14 protein-coding genes are annotated in these 18381 nt (G+C 49.7%); 8 read left to right on the top strand and 6 right to left on the bottom strand.

Annotated elements, in window-relative coordinates; translation table 11 throughout:
• Positions 1-19: 19 nt before the first annotated feature.
• From R3B84_00545 to R3B84_00530, 4 genes are all read left to right on the top strand, one after another.
• Complete coding sequence (locus R3B84_00545; protein ID MEZ6139033.1) at positions 20-970, top strand: PQQ-binding-like beta-propeller repeat protein; 951 nt, start codon at positions 20-22, stop codon at positions 968-970.
• Positions 971-992: 22 nt separating this feature from the next.
• Positions 993-2204 (top strand): FkbM family methyltransferase, encoded by a 1212-nt coding sequence (locus R3B84_00540; protein ID MEZ6139032.1) that lies wholly within the window; start codon positions 993-995, stop codon positions 2202-2204.
• 80 nt (positions 2205-2284) lie between these two features.
• On the top strand, positions 2285-2905 hold the full coding sequence (gene upp / locus R3B84_00535; GenBank protein ID MEZ6139031.1) for a uracil phosphoribosyltransferase: 621 nt from the start codon (positions 2285-2287) through the stop codon (positions 2903-2905).
• Between the two features lie 56 nt (positions 2906-2961).
• On the top strand, positions 2962-4683 hold the full coding sequence (locus tag R3B84_00530) for an arylsulfatase (protein ID MEZ6139030.1): 1722 nt from the start codon (positions 2962-2964) through the stop codon (positions 4681-4683).
• 63 nt (positions 4684-4746) lie between these two features.
• Here the strand turns inward: R3B84_00530 and R3B84_00525 are convergent, their stop codons facing one another.
• Both R3B84_00525 and R3B84_00520 read right to left on the bottom strand, forming a co-directional pair.
• On the bottom strand, positions 4747-6183 hold the full coding sequence (locus R3B84_00525; GenBank protein ID MEZ6139029.1) for a proton-conducting transporter membrane subunit: 1437 nt from the start codon (positions 6181-6183) through the stop codon (positions 4747-4749).
• A gap of 253 nt (positions 6184-6436) precedes the next feature.
• Complete coding sequence (locus tag R3B84_00520) at positions 6437-6790, bottom strand: metalloregulator ArsR/SmtB family transcription factor (protein ID MEZ6139028.1); 354 nt, start codon at positions 6788-6790, stop codon at positions 6437-6439.
• Positions 6791-7076: 286 nt separating this feature from the next.
• On the opposite strand from R3B84_00520, the gene R3B84_00515 reads away from it, so the two are divergent.
• Entirely contained in the window at positions 7077-8090 is a 1014-nt protein-coding gene (locus R3B84_00515; protein MEZ6139027.1) for a hydantoinase/oxoprolinase family protein, read from the top strand.
• Positions 8087-8686: a hypothetical protein gene (locus tag R3B84_00510; protein ID MEZ6139026.1), complete on the top strand. Its 600-nt coding sequence runs from the start codon at positions 8087-8089 to the stop codon at positions 8684-8686. The genes R3B84_00515 and R3B84_00510 overlap by 4 nt, the downstream gene beginning before the upstream one ends.
• Here the strand turns inward: R3B84_00510 and R3B84_00505 are convergent.
• Both R3B84_00505 and R3B84_00500 read right to left on the bottom strand, forming a co-directional pair.
• The gene (locus R3B84_00505; GenBank protein MEZ6139025.1) at positions 8577-9293 is read right to left on the bottom strand and encodes a (5-formylfuran-3-yl)methyl phosphate synthase; all 717 of its coding nucleotides are present in this window, start codon (positions 9291-9293) and stop codon (positions 8577-8579) included. The genes R3B84_00510 and R3B84_00505 overlap by 110 nt on opposite strands.
• 92 nt (positions 9294-9385) lie before the next feature.
• Positions 9386-11602, bottom strand: coding sequence for a prolyl oligopeptidase family serine peptidase (locus R3B84_00500; GenBank protein MEZ6139024.1), 2217 nt, complete (start codon positions 11600-11602; stop codon positions 9386-9388).
• Positions 11603-11836: 234 nt separating this feature from the next.
• Here R3B84_00500 and R3B84_00495 point away from each other — a divergent pair, with 234 nt between their 5' ends.
• On the top strand, positions 11837-12694 hold the full coding sequence (locus R3B84_00495) for an FkbM family methyltransferase (protein MEZ6139023.1): 858 nt from the start codon (positions 11837-11839) through the stop codon (positions 12692-12694).
• An 18-nt stretch (positions 12695-12712) separates the two neighbouring features.
• Here R3B84_00495 and xerD read toward each other — a convergent pair whose 3' ends face one another.
• Together xerD and rdgB are read right to left on the bottom strand one after the other, a co-directional pair.
• Complete coding sequence (gene xerD, locus R3B84_00490; GenBank protein MEZ6139022.1) at positions 12713-13627, bottom strand: site-specific tyrosine recombinase XerD; 915 nt, start codon at positions 13625-13627, stop codon at positions 12713-12715.
• Positions 13624-14226, bottom strand: a complete 603-nt coding sequence (gene rdgB / locus R3B84_00485) for an RdgB/HAM1 family non-canonical purine NTP pyrophosphatase (protein MEZ6139021.1) — start codon at positions 14224-14226, stop codon at positions 13624-13626. The genes xerD and rdgB overlap by 4 nt, the downstream gene beginning before the upstream one ends.
• 377 nt (positions 14227-14603) lie before the next feature.
• On the opposite strand from rdgB, the gene R3B84_00480 reads away from it, so the two are divergent.
• Positions 14604-18377, top strand: a complete 3774-nt coding sequence (locus tag R3B84_00480; protein ID MEZ6139020.1) for a hypothetical protein — start codon at positions 14604-14606, stop codon at positions 18375-18377.
• Positions 18378-18381: the final 4 nt, after the last annotated feature.

Below are 18381 nucleotides of genomic sequence, written 5' to 3'. Positions count from 1 at the left end.
ATCATCACGAGTAATCATCATGAAGTACCTCTCCGTATTCATTATTTGTTGCAGTCTTGTCGCCAGCAATCTGTGTGCAGCAGAACCCGTGCAGCACCGCGTGCTGGCAGCAGACCGTTCCACTGGGAAAGTGGCAATTATTGGCAAGGATGGCAAAGTAGAATGGGAATTTACCAATAAGCACGATGTGCATGATCTGCATATGCTGCCGAATGGCAACATTCTTACGCACACCAGTTCGACTACTGTTGTGGAAATTCAACCTGATAAGAAAATCGCCTGGAAATATGAATCAAAGCCAAAAGCAGGCTATCGTGGCAGAGTGGAAGTGCATGCCTTCCAACGATTGCCGAACGGCAACACCATGATTGCTGAATCTGGTAATTCCCGCATCATAGAAGTGGATACGGCTGGCAAAATTGTGGTGGAAGTGCCACTGAAGGTTAAGCAGTCCCAGCCGCACCGCGATACACGAATGGTGCGTAAGCTTGCCACAGGAAATTATCTGGTATGCCAGGAAGCGGAATCGTGCGTACGTGAATATGACAGCACCGGCAAAGTGGTGTGGGAATATACTCTCGATCTTGGGAACCGCCCACGGTCGGGTGGGCATGGCGTAGAAGGCCATGGCACCGAAGTATATGGTGCTGTGCGACTGAAGAATGGCAATACATTGATCGCGGGTGGCAACAATAACCGTGTACTGGAAGTGGATCCGAAAGGTAAAATCGTCTGGCAGGTAGATCAGAAAGAACTGCCAGGAATTACCTTTGCCTGGGTTACCACGTTGCAGGTATTGCCGAACGGCAATATTGTGATTGGTAATTGCCACGCTGGCAAAGAGAATCCCCAGTTGATTGAAATTACCCGAGACAAAAAAGTAGTCTGGAAGTTTCAGGATTTTGTAAATTTTGGGAATAACCTGGCATCCGCACAACTGCTGGATATCCAGGGGGAAGTCATTCGCTAAGTAATTCTGTTAAGAGATTTTCATGTCAGATAACAGCACGATGAATCAGAATCAGCCAACGTATCGCAGCCACCACAATCTGCACGATTTGCATCTCCCCCAACTATTGCAACAGTGGAAGCCCACGTGGGCAAAAGAATTGTGGCTGATCGATGTTGGGTGCAGCGGTGGCATTCACCCGTCCTGGCAAGTTTTTGAAGAGAAGCTTCATGCAGTCGGTGTTGACCCACTGGTATCGGAAGTTAATCGACTGAATGCAGAGAACAAACTTCCTGGCGTTACCTATATTGATGCGTTTGTTGCCACGCCAGAATATTCGATGCAGCAATCCCCGCTTCAATGCCACCTGTTCAGCAGCACCAGCGCCACCAGTGCAATGGAATTAATGAAGTTAAACTATACCAAAGAGATCTTCAATACTGGTGGGGAATTAGTATTTTCTTCAAACAAAGTAACTGTTGATGAAGTTGCAGCGAAACATCATATTTCAGATTGTGATGTGCTGAAAATCGATACGGATGGGCACGATTATCCTGTACTACAAAGTGCAGGTAAGCTGTTGCAGGATAACCATACGATTTGTGTTGATATTGAAGTGCAACTTCATGGCGAACCTGGCAGCGAAACTACCACATACAGCAATATCGACAACTACCTGCGTGAACGTGGTTTTTCGCTGTTTATGTTCGAAGTATTTCGATACTCACGGGCTGAATTGCCTATGCCGTTTCACTTTGATATTCCCGCTCAGACAACATCCGGGCAGGTGATGTGGGCAGAGGGTGTTTATTTTCGCGATTTGACGATTCCGAACTATGAAACCAAATTCAACTTCACTATCACTGAAGAAAAGGTGCTGAAACTGGCGTGCCTTTACGAGCTTTACGAGCTTCGTGATTGTGCGGCCAACCTGCTCATCAAGTTTGCGGATCGATTCAGTTACAAAGCGATACTGCCTCAATTGCTGGATGCACTTACCCCAGAGTGGCTGGGTGAAAAGCAGACTTACGATCAATGGATGGCACGCTTCCGCAGCAATCCGAAATCGTTCTATCCGGAAGCAATCAAAGAAGCGATGAAACGCGATAACATTCCCCAGTCTTCTGATGAAGGGAAACATTTGGAACGAATTCGCCAGTTGGAAGAAGAACTTGCCAGTCTTCGGCGTTCAAACAGTTGGAAGGTTACAGCACCTTTACGCAAGATCAGCCAGTTGCTTGGTCGAAAACAGTAACCAATTTGTGGTCCACTTTTTCGCCCAGACACTCTTCCAGCCTACAATATCCCCATATCCTTTGCCAATAGAGATCCACCATGTCTGTCAATGTTTCTCAGCATCCGTTGATCAAGCACAAACTTGCGTTACTGCGGGATGCCAACACCGAACCGATCATCTTCCGCACCCTGGTGCAGGAAATTGCTCAACTGCTGTTTTTTGAAGCAGCCGTGGATTTACAAACCACCCGCGTGACAGTGCAGACGCCAGTCGCACCCGCGCTATCCGAAGTCATCTGGGAGCGGGTGGGGATTATCCCCATCCTGCGTGCTGGCTTGGGCATGTCCGAAGGGATTGTGCATATCCTGCCCAAGGCTAGTGTCTGGCACCTGGGACTGTATCGCGATCACACCACACTTCAACCGGTTACTTACTACAAGAAACTGCCTGATCAGCCCAACATCGACATCGGCTTTGTGGTTGATCCCATGCTGGCGACAGGTGGTTCGGCATCCCACGCACTGACGATTCTGAAAACATGGGGCTTGAAAAGATTAAAGCTGATTTCGATCATTGCTGCACCTGAGGGAATTACCGCACTGCAGAATGATCATCCGGATGTGCCGATCCACCTGGCAGCATTGGACGACTGCTTAAACGAACATGCATATATTGTGCCTGGACTTGGAGATGCAGGCGACCGGCAGTTTGGTACTTGACATTGCTGCTGAGCGCCTTTCTAATACAGAAGCACCATACCGACGGAGTATAACGAATGAAACCTCTCTTTTTCGTGGGATTGCTGGCAGTAGCCTGCAGTGCCACGGTCACCCAGGCCGATGACCGGCCAAACATCATCGTCATTATGTCCGACGATATGGGATTCAGCGACATCGGCTGCTACGGTGGGGAAATCCAGACGCCAAATCTGGATCGTATGGCAGCCAATGGGGTGCGATTCACCCAGTTCTACAACACGGCACGGTGCTGTCCCACGCGGGCGAGTTTACTGACCGGATTGTATCCCCACCAGGCGGGCGTGGGACATATGATGGAAGATCGAAATCGCCCGGGTTATAAAGGCAATCTGAACAAAAACTGCCGAACCATGGCGGAGGCGCTGCGACCCGCTGGGTATCGCTCTTATGCCGTGGGTAAGTGGCATGTGACTCGCAGCACTTCAGCAGACGGTCCCAAGGAGAACTGGCCACTGCAACGTGGCTTCGATCGGTTTTATGGTACGATCACTGGTGCGGGCAGTTTTTTTGATCCATCGACATTGGTGAAAGATAATACCATGATTTCCCCATTCGCCGATCCTGAATATCAGCCAAAAACGTATTACTATACCGATGCGATTTCAGAATACGGATCGCGGTTTATCAAAGAACATGCCAAAAAGAATGCAGATCAGCCATTCATGATGTATGTCACGTACACTGCTGCCCACTGGCCGATGCATGCACTGCCGGAAGATATTGCCAAATACCGTGGCAAATACTCTGCCGGGTATGAAGCCATTCGCAAAGCTCGTTTCGAAAAAGCGGTGAAATTAGGTCTGATCGATCCCATGCAAGGAATGGTTTCTGGCACTGGAGATTGGGATGCCGTGAAAAACAAAGAGTTTGAAGAAGCCTGCATGGAAGTGTATGCTGCGATGATAGATCGAATGGATCAGGGGATTGGGCAAATCATCAAATCGCTGGAAGCAACCAAACAGTTGGATAATACGCTGATACTGTTTATGCAGGATAATGGTGGTTGTGCAGAAGGAATGGGTCGCACCCCAAACAAAACACATCCGGATGGCCCTCGTCCAGGGAAGCCAGTGTATCCACCACTCAAAAATACCGATCTTGGCAACGGTGGTATTGTTCCAGATCAAACCCGCGATGGCTTTCCTGTTCGTATGGGCCCCAACGTCATCCCTGGTGGGGCGGATACCTATGTTGCCTATGGTCGGGATTGGGCTACAGTTTCCAATACTCCTTTTCGCGAATACAAGCACTGGGTTCATGAAGGTGGGATCAGCACCCCACTGATTGCATATTGGCCAAAGAAAATTAATGGCGACCGAACAGGAAAACTAGTCAAGTCTCCCGCACACTTGATTGACATCATGGCAACGTGCGTCGATCTGGGACAGGCAAAGTATCCCACCGAAGTAGATGGGAACAAAATCACCCCGCTGGAAGGTGTTTCGCTTGCTCCGGCTTTCGCAGGCCAAGAATTACAACGCACCAACCCACTGTTCTGGGAACACGAAGGCAACCGTGCGGTGCGTGCGGGTGACTGGAAGCTGGTTTCGAAATACCGTGGCCCATGGGAGCTTTACAATATTGCCAAGGACCGTGTGGAATTGAATAATCTTGCGGACAAAATGCCAGAAAAAGTAAAGGAACTTGCCACACAATATGATCAATATGCCAAGCGGGCTTTGGTTGTGGACTGGGCAGAGTTTACACCGAAAAAGAAAAACAACCCTAAAAAGAAGTAGCTTGTCAATCATTAATCCCTCAGCGATGTGTTACCCATTTTCAAATCTGTCACTGTCGGTTGTTCAGGAAAGATGAATATACCGCATCGTGCTGTAGGCAAAAATGGACAGAGCAATGATCAGTGTGGTGCAGATCAGGATTGCCAGAGTCATTGCAAATGGTAGTGGGGTAGATTTGGGTGTAGCTGGTGTTGCTTTGCGGAATGTGGCACGGATCAGCGGGTAAATGTAGACAAAATTTAACAGACTGCCCACCAGAAGAAAACCTGCCGCCGAGTAATGGTGGCGATGAATTTCTTCCAACAACATGATGTCTTTACTGTAATATCCTGCCAGAAACGGGAAGCCGCCGATCGATAATCCAGCAAGGATCGCCGTCAGCCCCAGCCAGCGCCTGCCGGGAATTGCCGCAGCCACCTGGGGTGCCTGCACCGAACCAAACGAGGTCAGGTAGGCACCCGCACAGAAAAATAAATTGAGTTTTGCAATCGAGTGGGTAACGATGTGCAGCATCGCCCCCTGCATGCTCTGTGGGGTACCAATCACCAGGGCAGTGATGATGTACGATAATTGCCCCACCGTGGAGAACGAAAATCGCTGCTTCAAATCCTGCGATCTCCATGCTCTGAATGCCGTATACATTGCGGTGCAGCCGCACAGATACAGCAGCCAGCCGGTTTCCAGAAAATGGTTATTCAGTTCACTCAGCAGTTCTACGCCGTAAACATATTTCGCAATTTTAAACAGCGCGATACTGGCTACCTGTACTGCTGCAACCGAGTGGATCATAGCAGTGACAGGTGCTGGTGCAATTGCAGAGCGTGGTAACCACAGATGAAACGGTGCCACACAGTTTTTCGAAAGGCCAACGATGATCAGTGCCAGTACGATGGCAGCTTTCTGGTGGCTCCACCCCATCTGCTGGATGTGGATCTGTTCAAATGGTTGGTCCAGCGGAAAGGAGAACGCAATCACCGGGGTTGCAATGAACAAAGCTGGCCAGATGGTGGAGTGGATGTAAAAGCGTGCGGCTTTTCGGCTGGCATCATCATTGCGCAAAGCCAGCAGTGGCATAATGGTGGGGATTGCTGCCAGATAGAACAGCAATAATGTAAAAAAGTTATCTGCCATTCCCGCACCAATCGACAGTCCCAGGGTGGCACTCATAAACCGGTGAAACGTTTCCGCTTTGCTGGCAAACTGGTTCGAAACATATCCCATGCAGTAGATCAGCGTAATCGACCAGCACAGGTAAACCAGGATAACAAAGATCCAGGATGGAGTATCGAGCGAAAATGCGATCCATCGACTGATGCGAATTGGCTCTGCCACGGGACCATAAATGAAGGTTACCAGTGCCAGCCCGGCAGAAGAACCAATCGTGATGGTGTAGAACAGTGACCGTGATTTGGCCTTCACAATGGAAAACAGATTAAGCAACAAAGGCCATGCCAGTAACAGTAATGCCAGGGATGCTGGCTCGACGATTGACTTTAACACAAAGGCCACTCTCCAATGTAGAAGAAGGACACAATTCGAATCGTACACGTTCAGAAAACCAGTCGCCTGATCAATCAGGTCAATTACTGCTCTTAATGCATGGCAGGTGGGGCCGTTATTGCATTTTCATACACTTCTTTGGCACGTTCCAGGGCGGCACTGACGTGAGGGCAGATGTTCTCCGGGCCGATCTGTTTCTGAAATTCTGCCTGTTTCAACAGAGGGACGGGTTAATGTCTGGACTTAAGTGAGATCATTGTTCCTCCACGGGTGGGGCATCCTGATCCGCCATTTCCTGCTTTAACATTTCCATCGCCTCATTCATGTGGGTAAAAAAATAAATCTTCATTTTTTCCAGCACTTCGCCCAGCAGTGGATCGCGCAGGCGATAGTAGATCTGGTTGCCTTCTTTGCGGGTATCCACGATATGTTTATTCCGCAGCACCGCCAGGTGCTGGGAGGCATTTGCCTGTTCAATGCTGAGCGCTTCGCAAAGCTGACCCACCGTAAGTTCCTGATTGACAAGCATTTCCACCAGACCAACCCGTGTCGGGTGGCCAAGTGCCTGAAAGATCCCCGCTTTGAACCGTCGCATTGAATCAAGCATGATCTCACCTCGGGCACCTGGAATATATATTCGAATTTTTTAATATACTATTATTGGCATCTTTACTGCAAACTTTTTTCCACTTTTTGGCTCCTTTTTGCTGCAATTTTCTGAAATAAATTTCATTTTTCTTGAGAGAAATTGAAAATCACGGACATTAAACTCTAAGAGGAGTTAACAATTCTTATCGTCTCCCCACCGAATGTGGGCAGGTTTCATTCAGACAACAGGCTGAACTTTCGAAGGTCTGCTATCCAATTGAACGGAATCAAAATATAATGAATAGATGATCCAGGCGAAGCATTTAGGAATCGATATCGGTGGGGCAAATATTAAGGTGGCCTTGCCCAACGGCCACGCAATTTCGCGTCCACTGCAACTGTGGCGATATCCCGAGCGCCTGGTAACAGAATTGGCTACGGTGCGCAGTTTCTTTGGCAAAGTGGGGACACTTGCCGTAACAATGACTGGCGAGCTGTGCGACTGCTATCCCACCAAACGAGAAGGGGTGGCAGCGATCACGGAAGCAGTTACCCAGGCATTTCCCAATTCCAAAATCATGTATTGGTCCACCGAAGGTCGCTTCATTGATCCAGAACAGGCCACCCAGGATTATCTGCGGGTGGCATCCAGCAACTGGCATGCGTTAGCCACTGCGGTGGCTCGGCACCTGCCTGAACGATACGGGATGTTAATTGATATCGGTTCTACTACGACCGATTTAATCCCGATTCAGGACCGTAAAGTGTTGAACGTTGGGTTGACCGATCCGGAACGTCTGCGGTCAGGTTCCCTTCTTTATACGGGTGTGCGCCGCACCCCGATCTGTGCCGTGCTGCAACATGCTATCTGTGCCGAACTGTTTGCCACAACTCAGGATGCATACGTGTTACTGGGGCATCTGGTGGCACAGCCAGAATCCACCATGACAGCAGATGGCCGCCCGCTGACGGTGCAGCATGCTCATACCCGTCTGGCACGCATGCTGGGTGGGGATGGTGAAATGATTGATCACCAGGAAACGGCAACCTTAGCCGCACGCGTACGTGCCGTGCAGATGGAAATGCTTCTGGCCGCGATAGACCATATCGAATCACAATTGGACAGCCATCACGCACAGGCGTTTGTAATGACTGGTTCAGGAGAGTTTCTGATTCGTGCAGCTTTGGAAGAGCGTCGAATCCGCCGGCCAGATAAGCCATTTCGTGATATTTCGATGGAGCACCAGTTGGGCCCACATACATCGGCGTCGGCCTGTGCCCACGCGGTAGCTTCTCTGGCAAGTTATTTCTACCCATGATCGTGCTGAAACTGGGTGGCAGTCTCTTTGATCTGCCAGATCTCGCCCAACGTGTTATCGAATTACTTCAACATCACAATAATGAGCAAATTCTCATCGTTCCTGGTGGGGGAACCACTGCCGATGTGGTGCGGCAATGGCACGCCACTTTTCAACTGTCTGAAGTAACTTCTCACTGGCTGGCGATCCGCACATTGAGTCTGAATGCTCACTTACTTGAAGAATTGCTGCAACTACCTGTGGTGCAGGAAATTCAGACAATTGCACAACACGCCATCCTCGATCCGTGGGATTTCCTGAACTGCCACTCTCAAGAGCCAGACAGCCTACCTTCATCGTGGGAAGTTACCAGTGATTCGATTGCTGCCTGGATGGCACTGAAAATGAAAGCCGACCTGGTGCTGGTGAAATCGATTCCCTTACCAGATAATAGCTCTGTTGATTTCCTTGTTCGGAAAGGAATGATCGATCGTTATTTCTCGAAACTCATTCAGGGTAGGCAGTTACGGAAGTTCTGGCTGAATTTGCGGCAGCCACCAGCGAACTGGCAGTGGCAATCCTTTGGGGATCCAGAGAATTCGTACGAAGACCATTGAGACAGATTGCCCCACGGACAGCTACCCAATCCGGCTGCAGTGCAGCAATTTCCGGCAGGTTTTCCAAAGTGATCCCCCCACCAATCGCAATTTCTCCCTGAGCCTCGTGCACCAGCTCAATCCAGTTTCGAATCTGGGCGGGATCGCAGTAAGTGCTTAGTTTGCCAGCACTTTTGTTGAATGTATCCAGTAGCACTGTGCGAAAACCAGCTTCCAGCCCAGCAGGAATTAATTCCTGCACGATGGGTGCACATGCCAGATCACTGTCTACATAACATACCAGCACTGGTCGAGCATTATTTACAAGACAGCTATATAACTGAGTGATTATTGAGTGCCACTCAAGGTGCCGCGTGTGGGACAAGCCAAACTTAAGATAATCAAACCCAGTGGGAATCGGCAGGTCGGCCTGTTCGTGCCACTCGCCCAGAGCACAACTCAGCACCATGTGGGATGGTTTTGCCGCAACTGCTTGCAGTTTCAGCTCTTTTGCAGGTCGACCTAAAGAACCGGCAGCCGGATTTTTCAGATCAACAAGGTCAACGTTCGCACGGAAGGCAATTTCTGCCTCTGCGAAATTCGCAACGCTGACAAGTAACCTAGTCATCTCCGCTTTACCCACAGAAAAGAAGTATTGTAGGCGTTCTCACGTGCCACTGTGGGTAAAAAGAGGAACTTTTGCAAGAATGATGAGGATTGTTACTCCCAGCGTGGCTCTTTGTTCAACAGATGCCGCACAAAGTAATCAGTGCGGCGGCGATTCCCGTACGCACCACTGCCATGCCCCCCACCTGGGATCACCAGCATATCGAAATCCTTGTTGGCTTTAATCAGTGCGTTGACCACCTGCATCGTAGAGGCGGGATCAACGTTGCGGTCCAGTTCTCCCACCATCAGCAGTAATTTTCCCTTCAAGCGGTGGGCCTGAGTTACATTCGATTGCTCTTCGTAGTGCTTGCCAACAGGATAACCCATCCATTGCTCATTCCACCAGACTTTGTCCATCCGGTTGTCGTGACAGCCACAATCAGACACGGCAACGTGGTAGAAATCGCCGTAAGCAAGCATCGCCCGAGTCGACGATTGCCCACCTGCAGAGCCTCCAAAAATGCCCACACGACTGAGATCGAAAGCAGGATATTTCGCAGCAGCAGCTTTCATCCAGGCAATTCGATCCAGAAAACCGGAATCGCCCAGATTCTGCCAGCACACATCATGAAAAGCCTTCGAACGCCAGTTGGTCCCCATGCCATCGATTTTCACCACGATGAAGCCAAGCTCTGCCAGTGATTGCTGGCTGAAAAGAGCTCGGTATGATTTGGGTACAAAATGATCGTGGGGCCCAGCGTAAATATCTTCGATCACTGGGTACTTTTTTGTGGGATCGAAATTACTTGGCCTGAAAATCACACCATAAATATCTGTTTTCCCATCGCGACCTTTGGCCTGAAACCGCTCCGGTGGGTAAGGAAGCTGCTTCAACAGACGGGTTTGATCCCCCACTTCCAGAGTCAGAATCTTTTTGCCGGTCTGTGCGTCCCGCAACTCGGTCTGTGGGGCTAAATCCACGCGAGACCAGCTATCAATGAGGAATTCTTCATCAGGCGAATACCGGACGCTGTGGGTGCCGTCGCCTTCCGTTAGTCGCACCAGGTTGGTGCCATCAAAATTCACTCGGCAGTAATGCACGTGGTAAGGGTCCTGCTTCGGATCCATTCCCATCGCGCGAAACCAGATCAGCTTTTTCTCGTTGTCGATACGATCGATGCCACGCACCAGCCATTCGCCCTGGGTAATGGGATGTACCACTTTGCCTGAATTCACATCGATGAGGTATAGGTGATTCCAGCCGGAACGTTCCGACATCCAGATCATCTGATCGTCATTGATGAACCACGAAAACTGCTTGTTGGTGTAATCGTGGAACGTGGGCACGGATTCATCAATTACTGCCCGTGCCTTGCCGGTGGCGGCTTCTACTTCGATAATCCTGCTAACCTGGTGCCCACGCTGGTTGTAATAAAAAGTAAAACTGCCGGAATCTTGTTGCCAGCGTATTTCGCCAATTGACCAGGGATTGTCAAATAGTTTTCGGTCAAGTGGGATGATTTTCGCGTTGACTACATCCACCAGATAAGGCTGGCGGGTATCGATTTCATCACCAGGCTTCTGGTAACGCATCGTTTGTAATTTTGGCTGCACCTGATCTTTCGGAGAAGATTCCACCATGTAAACAATCCGCTCGGTGCCTGGTTTGTATCGCATGACGACGACAAACCTGGAATCAGGCGACCAGTATCCGCTACTTTCATAACGATTTCGTTCTGCCCCATCTTTCGTCAGTGGAGTGTCTTTCCCTTTGCTGTTGAGGACGAGGTTATGTTCTTTAGAGGAAAGTTCCCAATTGTTATCGGGTGATCGACGTGAAGGACGTCCCCCACGGAACCGAGACTGCGACATCGTGGTGCTGTTAGGTTGCTCAGCTGGTTTCTGTGGAGCAAGCTTTGTGAGTTTTTTCTCATTTTCAACCCACTGCCAGGTGGCACCGTAGCCCACAAACTTCACTCCCGAATCGGTGGTTTCTAACCAGGTAATCTCAAGTTGGTTGGGATTGATTTGCCGCTTACTTTCACCAGCAAGTGCCGCACCCACATCTTTATGAGAAAATGCTAACTTTCGCGTTCCTTGATGGGCATCGACGACGACATATTCTTTCATACCTGGTGCGGTGCTGACACTATACCAGAACTTGCGATTGTTATCGAACCACTTTGGTTCCATCCGGTCGCGGAAAACGTTCCCAAAGCCAAGTTTGCGAATATCTTCCGCCCGCTGGTAATCGGCCTTGGACCCCTGGGTATAACCCACGTGGGTTCCCAGACCACACAAACAGAGCACGATCAAAAATCTGATCATCGTCATTCCATTCACCAAAAAGTTGTTTTGCGATTGGGAGAGTACCTTTCAGTTTAGTGACGCACGTGGGAACATTCACACTGATAATAATGAATGAATTTTCATCATCTGATACCACTCTTAAGTAGGGAAAACAGGCACATTGAGAGATACGTGCAGGATTGGTAATTCATCTTGTGCAGTTTGAAAAACCATGGTAGACGCACACCCACTCGCAGTCCCTAAGGTGTTGAAATGAAACAATTTGTAAAAAAAAATCTGCAAAAGATTGGTCGGGTGATGTTTGAACAGCCCAGCTTTCCAACATTCACACATAAGCACCCTGTAGTTTATATCGGAGAAGGATTGTGCATCACAATATTGCAATCTGGCGATATTATTGCATTTCCATCGCGCGATATGTTGATCAGCCCACCAATTATTTTTACCCAGCAATACGAAGCACATATTACCAGAGTACTTTCCGAACTGCTTCGCCCTCACCAGACATTCATTGATATTGGTGCCAACATTGGTATCCACGCGGTGCGCGCAGCACGCCTGGTGGGACCTCAAGGAAAAGTAATTGGATTTGAACCGATGCCGAATAATTTCCTGATCTTCCACCGCAACATTATGGCAAATGGTCTGCAGGATATGTGCACCCCGGTAAAAATGGCACTTTCAAATAAGAACGATGAGATGACGATGGAATATCTCGACGATTTCTGTGGGAATGGGATGCTGGGGAATTACAACGAGGAATTCGCCAAATCACTGCAACGAGAAATCAAGCGGGAAGTGGTCCCTGTCACCACACTCGATCAACAGTTGTCAGAAAAGAACATCACCAAAGTCGATTTAATAAAAATCGATGTGGAAGGTGTCGAAGTAAAAGTTCTGGAAGGCATGTTGCAAACCATCAAACAGAATCCCCACTTACAAATTATTTCTGAATTGTGGGCAGCATTTGATGATCAGATCGCATTAATGAAAAACTTTGCCGATGCCCACCAATTCAAAATGAAACTGATCACGGAAACGGGTGAGATGAAACCCACGACGTTCGATCAACTGCCCCGCCAGTTGTGCGACATTATTCTTTATAAATAATATTGCAATGTCGAAATATTACTCTTCGGTAGACTCCTTCGCACGTGGGTGAAATTTCAGGTGCATTTCCTTTAAACGTTTGCGGTCGACATGGGTGTAAATCTGCGTCGTGCCAATACTTGCGTGGCCTAGCATCTCCTGCACAGCCCGTAAATCGGCCCCACCGGACAGCATGTGGGTAGCAAAACTGTGCCGCAACGTATGTGGGCTGGTTTTGTGGTGTAAACCTTCGCGCTTGACATATTTCTTCACAATCGCCCACAACATTTCTCGGTCGAGTCGGCGTCCCGCCCGACTGAGAAAGACATACTCATCCGGTTGAGGCGTGCGGTCGCGTGATTCACCCAGGTAATTTCGCAGTGCCCCCACCGCCTGGGTTCCTAATGGCACAATTCGCTGCTTATTCCCTTTCCCAAAGGCTTTACAGAACATGGCATCGAGAAAGAGATCGGCAATTTTCAGATTCACCACTTCCGAAGCGCGGCACCCGGTAGCGTACAGCGTTTCCAGAATGGCCCGATCTCTCAGATAAAATCGATCGGTGGGCTGGGGTGAATTAATGAGTGCTTCCACACTGGTGGGAGAAAGTACCTGCGGAATCCGTTCCCACAGAGCTGGGGAAGAGAGTAATTCAACTGCAGTTGATTTGGCACGTTCTTCCAGTTTCAGGAAGCGATAGAACATTTTCAACGCCACCAGGTTGCGGGCGATGCTGGGTGGTGCCAGCTCTTCATCCCGCAGATGGCCGATGTAATCTGCCAACTCGGCCAGCGTGGGGGAATAAAAATCTCCCACGTTACTTTGCAGTAGCCATTCCGAATAATGTTCCAGATCACGGGTGTATGCCTCCACTGTATTGGCAGACATCCCACGTTCGGCCCGAATGTAATGCCGAAAAGCGGTCAGTTCGTTCTGGACTTCCGGCATATTCATAAGCTACCTGCAATTTGCTGGCGAATCATTGGTCGCAAGGCATTCACCGCTTTGGCACGGTGGCTGAGGGCCTGTTTCACACGACGGCTCAATTCACCAAAGGTGCGGTGGTATTCGGGAATGAGAAACAAGGGGTCATAACCAAATCCTCCTTCGCCACGTGGGCTGAGGACGATCTGACCATGACAGCGACCTTCTGCATGGTGTACCACTTCACCTGTGGGGCTGGCTAACGCAGCGACGCAGATATAATAGGCGGCACGTCGGTCTTCCGGCAGAATCGAAAGTTCTGCGATCAATTTCTGGTTATTGGCTGCATCATTCCCATGTTCGCCGGCATAACGGGCAGAATAAATCCCTGGCCTCCCTTTCAGGCCGGGCACCACCAGACCACTGTCTTCTGCCAGCACCCACTGCTGAGTAGCCTGGGCGTAGGTTCGTGCCTTCAATTCGGCGTTTTCCAGAAACGTGGTGCCCGTTTCATCCACATCTGCAACCGAATCTGGTAACAGGGCAATCGTAATCCCCAGGTCGCCCAGCAGATCCTGCAGTTCGACCAGTTTTTTCTTGTTTTTGGAACCAATCAGCAATGTTGACATGGAAATCAATCTCCTCACCTAATTTTTTCGGTGTGAGCGTAGAAAATCAACCCCACCTGATCAGAAAATGCCCACCTCAACATAATGGATCCTGGTACAATCAGCACATTCAATTTTGCGAATTTGGGTAAGCTATAGGGCTGATTTTTCAGGTCGTACCAAATATTTCTAACTGGACAGGAAATTTACACCCAAGTTACACAGAAATTTGTTATACATTAACACGAAAGTTACCACCGGAGAAATTTTCCGGCCAATGGTATGCTAGGTTAATGGTGGACGAGATGGTTACATGCTGTGATTGTGCGGCACCGTCCCCGTGACATTCTCGCGAAGCTTAACGACGTACGACATTCGAATCTGCAAGAGAAAGAGCCATGCCAGAACGTGATCCAAATGAACAGCACCACGATGACCTGCACGAAGATGCTACTCATGAAGATGCTATTCCGGAGGGGATGATTCCTGCGGCAGAGCCGGTGGAAGACGATCTCAATGATGAGCCGTTTATCGATTTCGGTCAGGTGGCCAACATTCATGAGGGTGCGTCCGGCGTGATTCCGCTGGATGAATTCCCGGAATCACTCGATTCGCAATCGATGACGAGCTGGTCCGAAATTATCCGCCGCGAGCGGGCGACGCTGAATCAGGAAGAACTGGATGCGATGCGTCAGGAACCTTCTGATCCCAGTTTTTCACCTGATTCTGTTGATGATGAAGGCCCCACACGACCTGCTCCGTCAATGGAAGAAGTGTTTCCTGCAGAACAGATTGAGCCGCCGAGTGAAAGCTTCAGCTATGCCGATCTCCCCACATTCGAACATTTAACCTTGGATGTGCCACTGGACTCTCACCTAGATGAAGACGATGACCGCATGGGGACAATGCCCCAGATCATTAAACCAGTAACACCAGACTCGATCTTCAACGATCAGGGAAAGATGCCCACCAGCAGTGATTCGCAGGCGGATTACGATCTGGAAGCGTATCTGCCCGACATTACACCAGAATCGGATACTGGTGGTTCTGCAGTTCGATTTGATTCCCGCAGACCACTGGACGAACATGATCCCGAAGAGCTGGATCTGGGTGGTGTCGAACAGAGTTTTGAACCGGACAACACGGGCACGAAATCTTCCATCATCGATGTGCTCTTGAATTCCAGTCCCGATATGTCTGCCCACCAGAGTGGCCCAAGCAGTAATGTGCTCGATTTTGGCCATAGTGTGGGGGCGAATAATGGCAGCTCCAGCCACTCACGCCCACCTTCAGTGGAAGATACTCTCTTCCCAGTGGGTATTCCAGACAATCTGCCCGACATGCCGCCTTCATCCAGTGATTTTGAAATGGAATCCCGTTCGATGGAGCCCATTTCGTCTGATGATGCGGTCGATATTCTTGCGGAAGCTCGTCAGGTTTCGTCCATCACCGATTCGGGCAGCTTCCAGATTCCGAAAGAAGTGATCGACGAAGCTGCTCGAAAAGCGATGATTGTGGAGTCTTCATCGGTCGATTTGACTTCCCGTTCCAGTCTGAACGAATCCCACTTTGACATGGGGCTCGACGGTGGGGCTCAACCACCCGAAAGTGTGATCGATCTGGCAATTCCCGAAAGTGAAAATACCGGTGGGACTTCACTGATTTATCGTCAGCCAGTCAGTGACCACGATCTGGGCAGTGATCTTCACGCCCACCGTGCTCGCCCTGCCCAGTCAGATCGCCACACGAGCACGAAAGTGCATCGAACGAATTCCAACAAGAAAGGGATTCTGATTGGTACCATGCTGGGTCTGCTGCTGGGTGCAGGTGGTTTCGCTGCTGTCTATCTGAATGGATTCATCCCAAACCAGGATCGTACGGATGATACTGTACTTGCGGAACGAGCCAAAGAACTGCAGGATCTTCGACTGCAACTTGACCAGGCGAAAAAATCGACCGGCCCCAATCAATTAGAAGCACCGGTGAAAAAACTGCTGGCTGCTGCAGGGATCAAAGATACAGCCGATTTGCCAGCGGCACTTGCCCAGTTGCAACAACAACAGGTCGATGCGCAGACTGCTGCTGGAAAATTACGCAATGATCTGATGGCCGCACAGATGCAATTGCTGGCAGCGATGACGGAATTGAATGACGCTCAGCAGGTTGCCAAAAAGTCAATGATGGAACAGATGAAACTGGCCACCGATCTGACTTCTGCCCGCACGCAGGTGGAGACGTTGGAAAAATCTTTGATGGTGGCACAGAAAGATGCGGAAACCAAGTTGGCCATCTTCAATAATGCCGTCAAAACGGCAGGACTGGATCCCACGAAAGCGGAACAACTACCCAAGTTCTTAGCAGATGCCAAAATGGCTGCGGATAACGCGGCCAAAATTGAAAAAGATCTGACCGCCAAATTGACCGAAACTCAAACGGCATTGGAAAAAGCAATGACCGTGGAAAAGGATCTGAATACCAAACTGACAGCAGCGAAGACCGTGGCAGACTCGGCGATGAAAGTCGAAAAGGATCTGATGGCCAAGTTGCTGGCTTCCACCGCCGACCTTACCGCAATGAACCGCGATCTGGATGCAGCCAAAAAGCTGTCTGCCGATGCCAAAAAACAACTGGAAGAATCTGAAAAGACCCGCAAAACGACAGAAGCCACGCTGGTTGCGGTTGCAGATCGTCTGGAAAAGGCCAAATTCCTGACCAAGAAAGATGATACTACCGCACTGATCAAGGCGATTGATGATGCCATCAAGAATACCGGTGGTGATGAGGCGATGCGGGCAGAATTGGTGAAAAACCGCGATTCATTGACATCTCTGCAGAAAGAAATCGCCACACTGAGTGCGAATGAAGGCAAACTGAAGGAGTCTCTGCTGACTGCTGCGAAAACCGCCATGGAAGCGCAGAAGCAGGCGATGGATGCCAAAACTGCTGCAGACACTCTGAAAAAATCGCTCGAACAGACGATGGTTAAACTCGCAGAAGCAGAAAAGAGCCGAAAGGATGATCAGGATACTTATCTGAAACAACTTCAAGTTGCCGAAAAACTGGCGAAACAACAACTGGAAGAGTTGCAGGTGATGAAAACTGCCTCTGATAAATTGACTATTCAGCTGGCTGAGAGCACCGCAGAGACTGCCCGGCTGAAAAATGCCCTGGTGCTGGCAAAATCGAATGAACCTGGGGCGATTCTCAAACAGTTGAATGATGAATTGAGCAAGGTGGACCCTGAAAAAGAGAAAGCCACCTACATTCAGATTCTGCAACAGCGGGCCTACCTGGCTTGCCGCAGTGACACCGCATTGGCTGCAAAAGATGGTCAGGACCTGATTGCACTGGGTGCGGAAGCGGAAGGCAACCTCATCCTTGGGATGGTGGCAGAAACGACTGGCAAACTGGACGATGCGGATCGCTTCTACCGCGAAGTGCTGAAAAAAGTATCCGCAGGCGATCTCGCACGCCGGGCAATGCTGGGTCGTGCGAACATTCTGCGTCGCAAGTTGAGCCCACCGGAACCCACTTCGGCACCCACGATCGGTGGGGTATCGAGCAACAAAATTCCTCTCGAGGCACTCACTACCTTTTTAGTGGTGCTGCTGGATCCCACTGCAACCGATCCACAATTTGCAGAGGCCTTGAAGCTGGCTGATGAACTGATTGCCCGCAAGGAATATCTGGGCCACCTGATTAAAGCAGAACTTCTTTCGAAATTGGGTAAACCAGCCGAAGCGTTAGCAGAATACTCCCTGGGGATGAAAAAACTGCAAGTAGAACCAAAAGGTTATGAAGGGATTCTGGAACGGATTCTCCGTGATAACCCGGAACTGGCTTCCAGTGGCACCACCAGTTCCCTTCCAGGTGGGTCACCCACGCGGGCGTTACGTGCCTATGGAACGGGTCTGCAATTATACTTCGACGATAAATTTGATGCTGCAGAAGCACAATTCAAAGTGGCAGCGGAAAACATGCCAGACGCCCGCTTTTACTATTATCTTGGTTTGACAAATCTGAAAAAGGGAAGTCGCACCACGGCGTTAACCTGGTTCCGCAAAGCACAGGAACTGGAAGCCGAAGGCAAACCCAACTATCGAACAATCAGCCAATCGTTAGAGCGAATTCAGGGAAATTTGCGAATGGAATTAAACCAGTTTCGCCCTTAATCAA

It is taken from the genome of Zavarzinella sp. (assembly GCA_041399155.1).
Lineage (GTDB): Bacteria > Planctomycetota > Planctomycetia > Gemmatales > Gemmataceae > JAWKTI01.
This window is presented reverse-complemented; position numbering and strand designations above follow the sequence as displayed.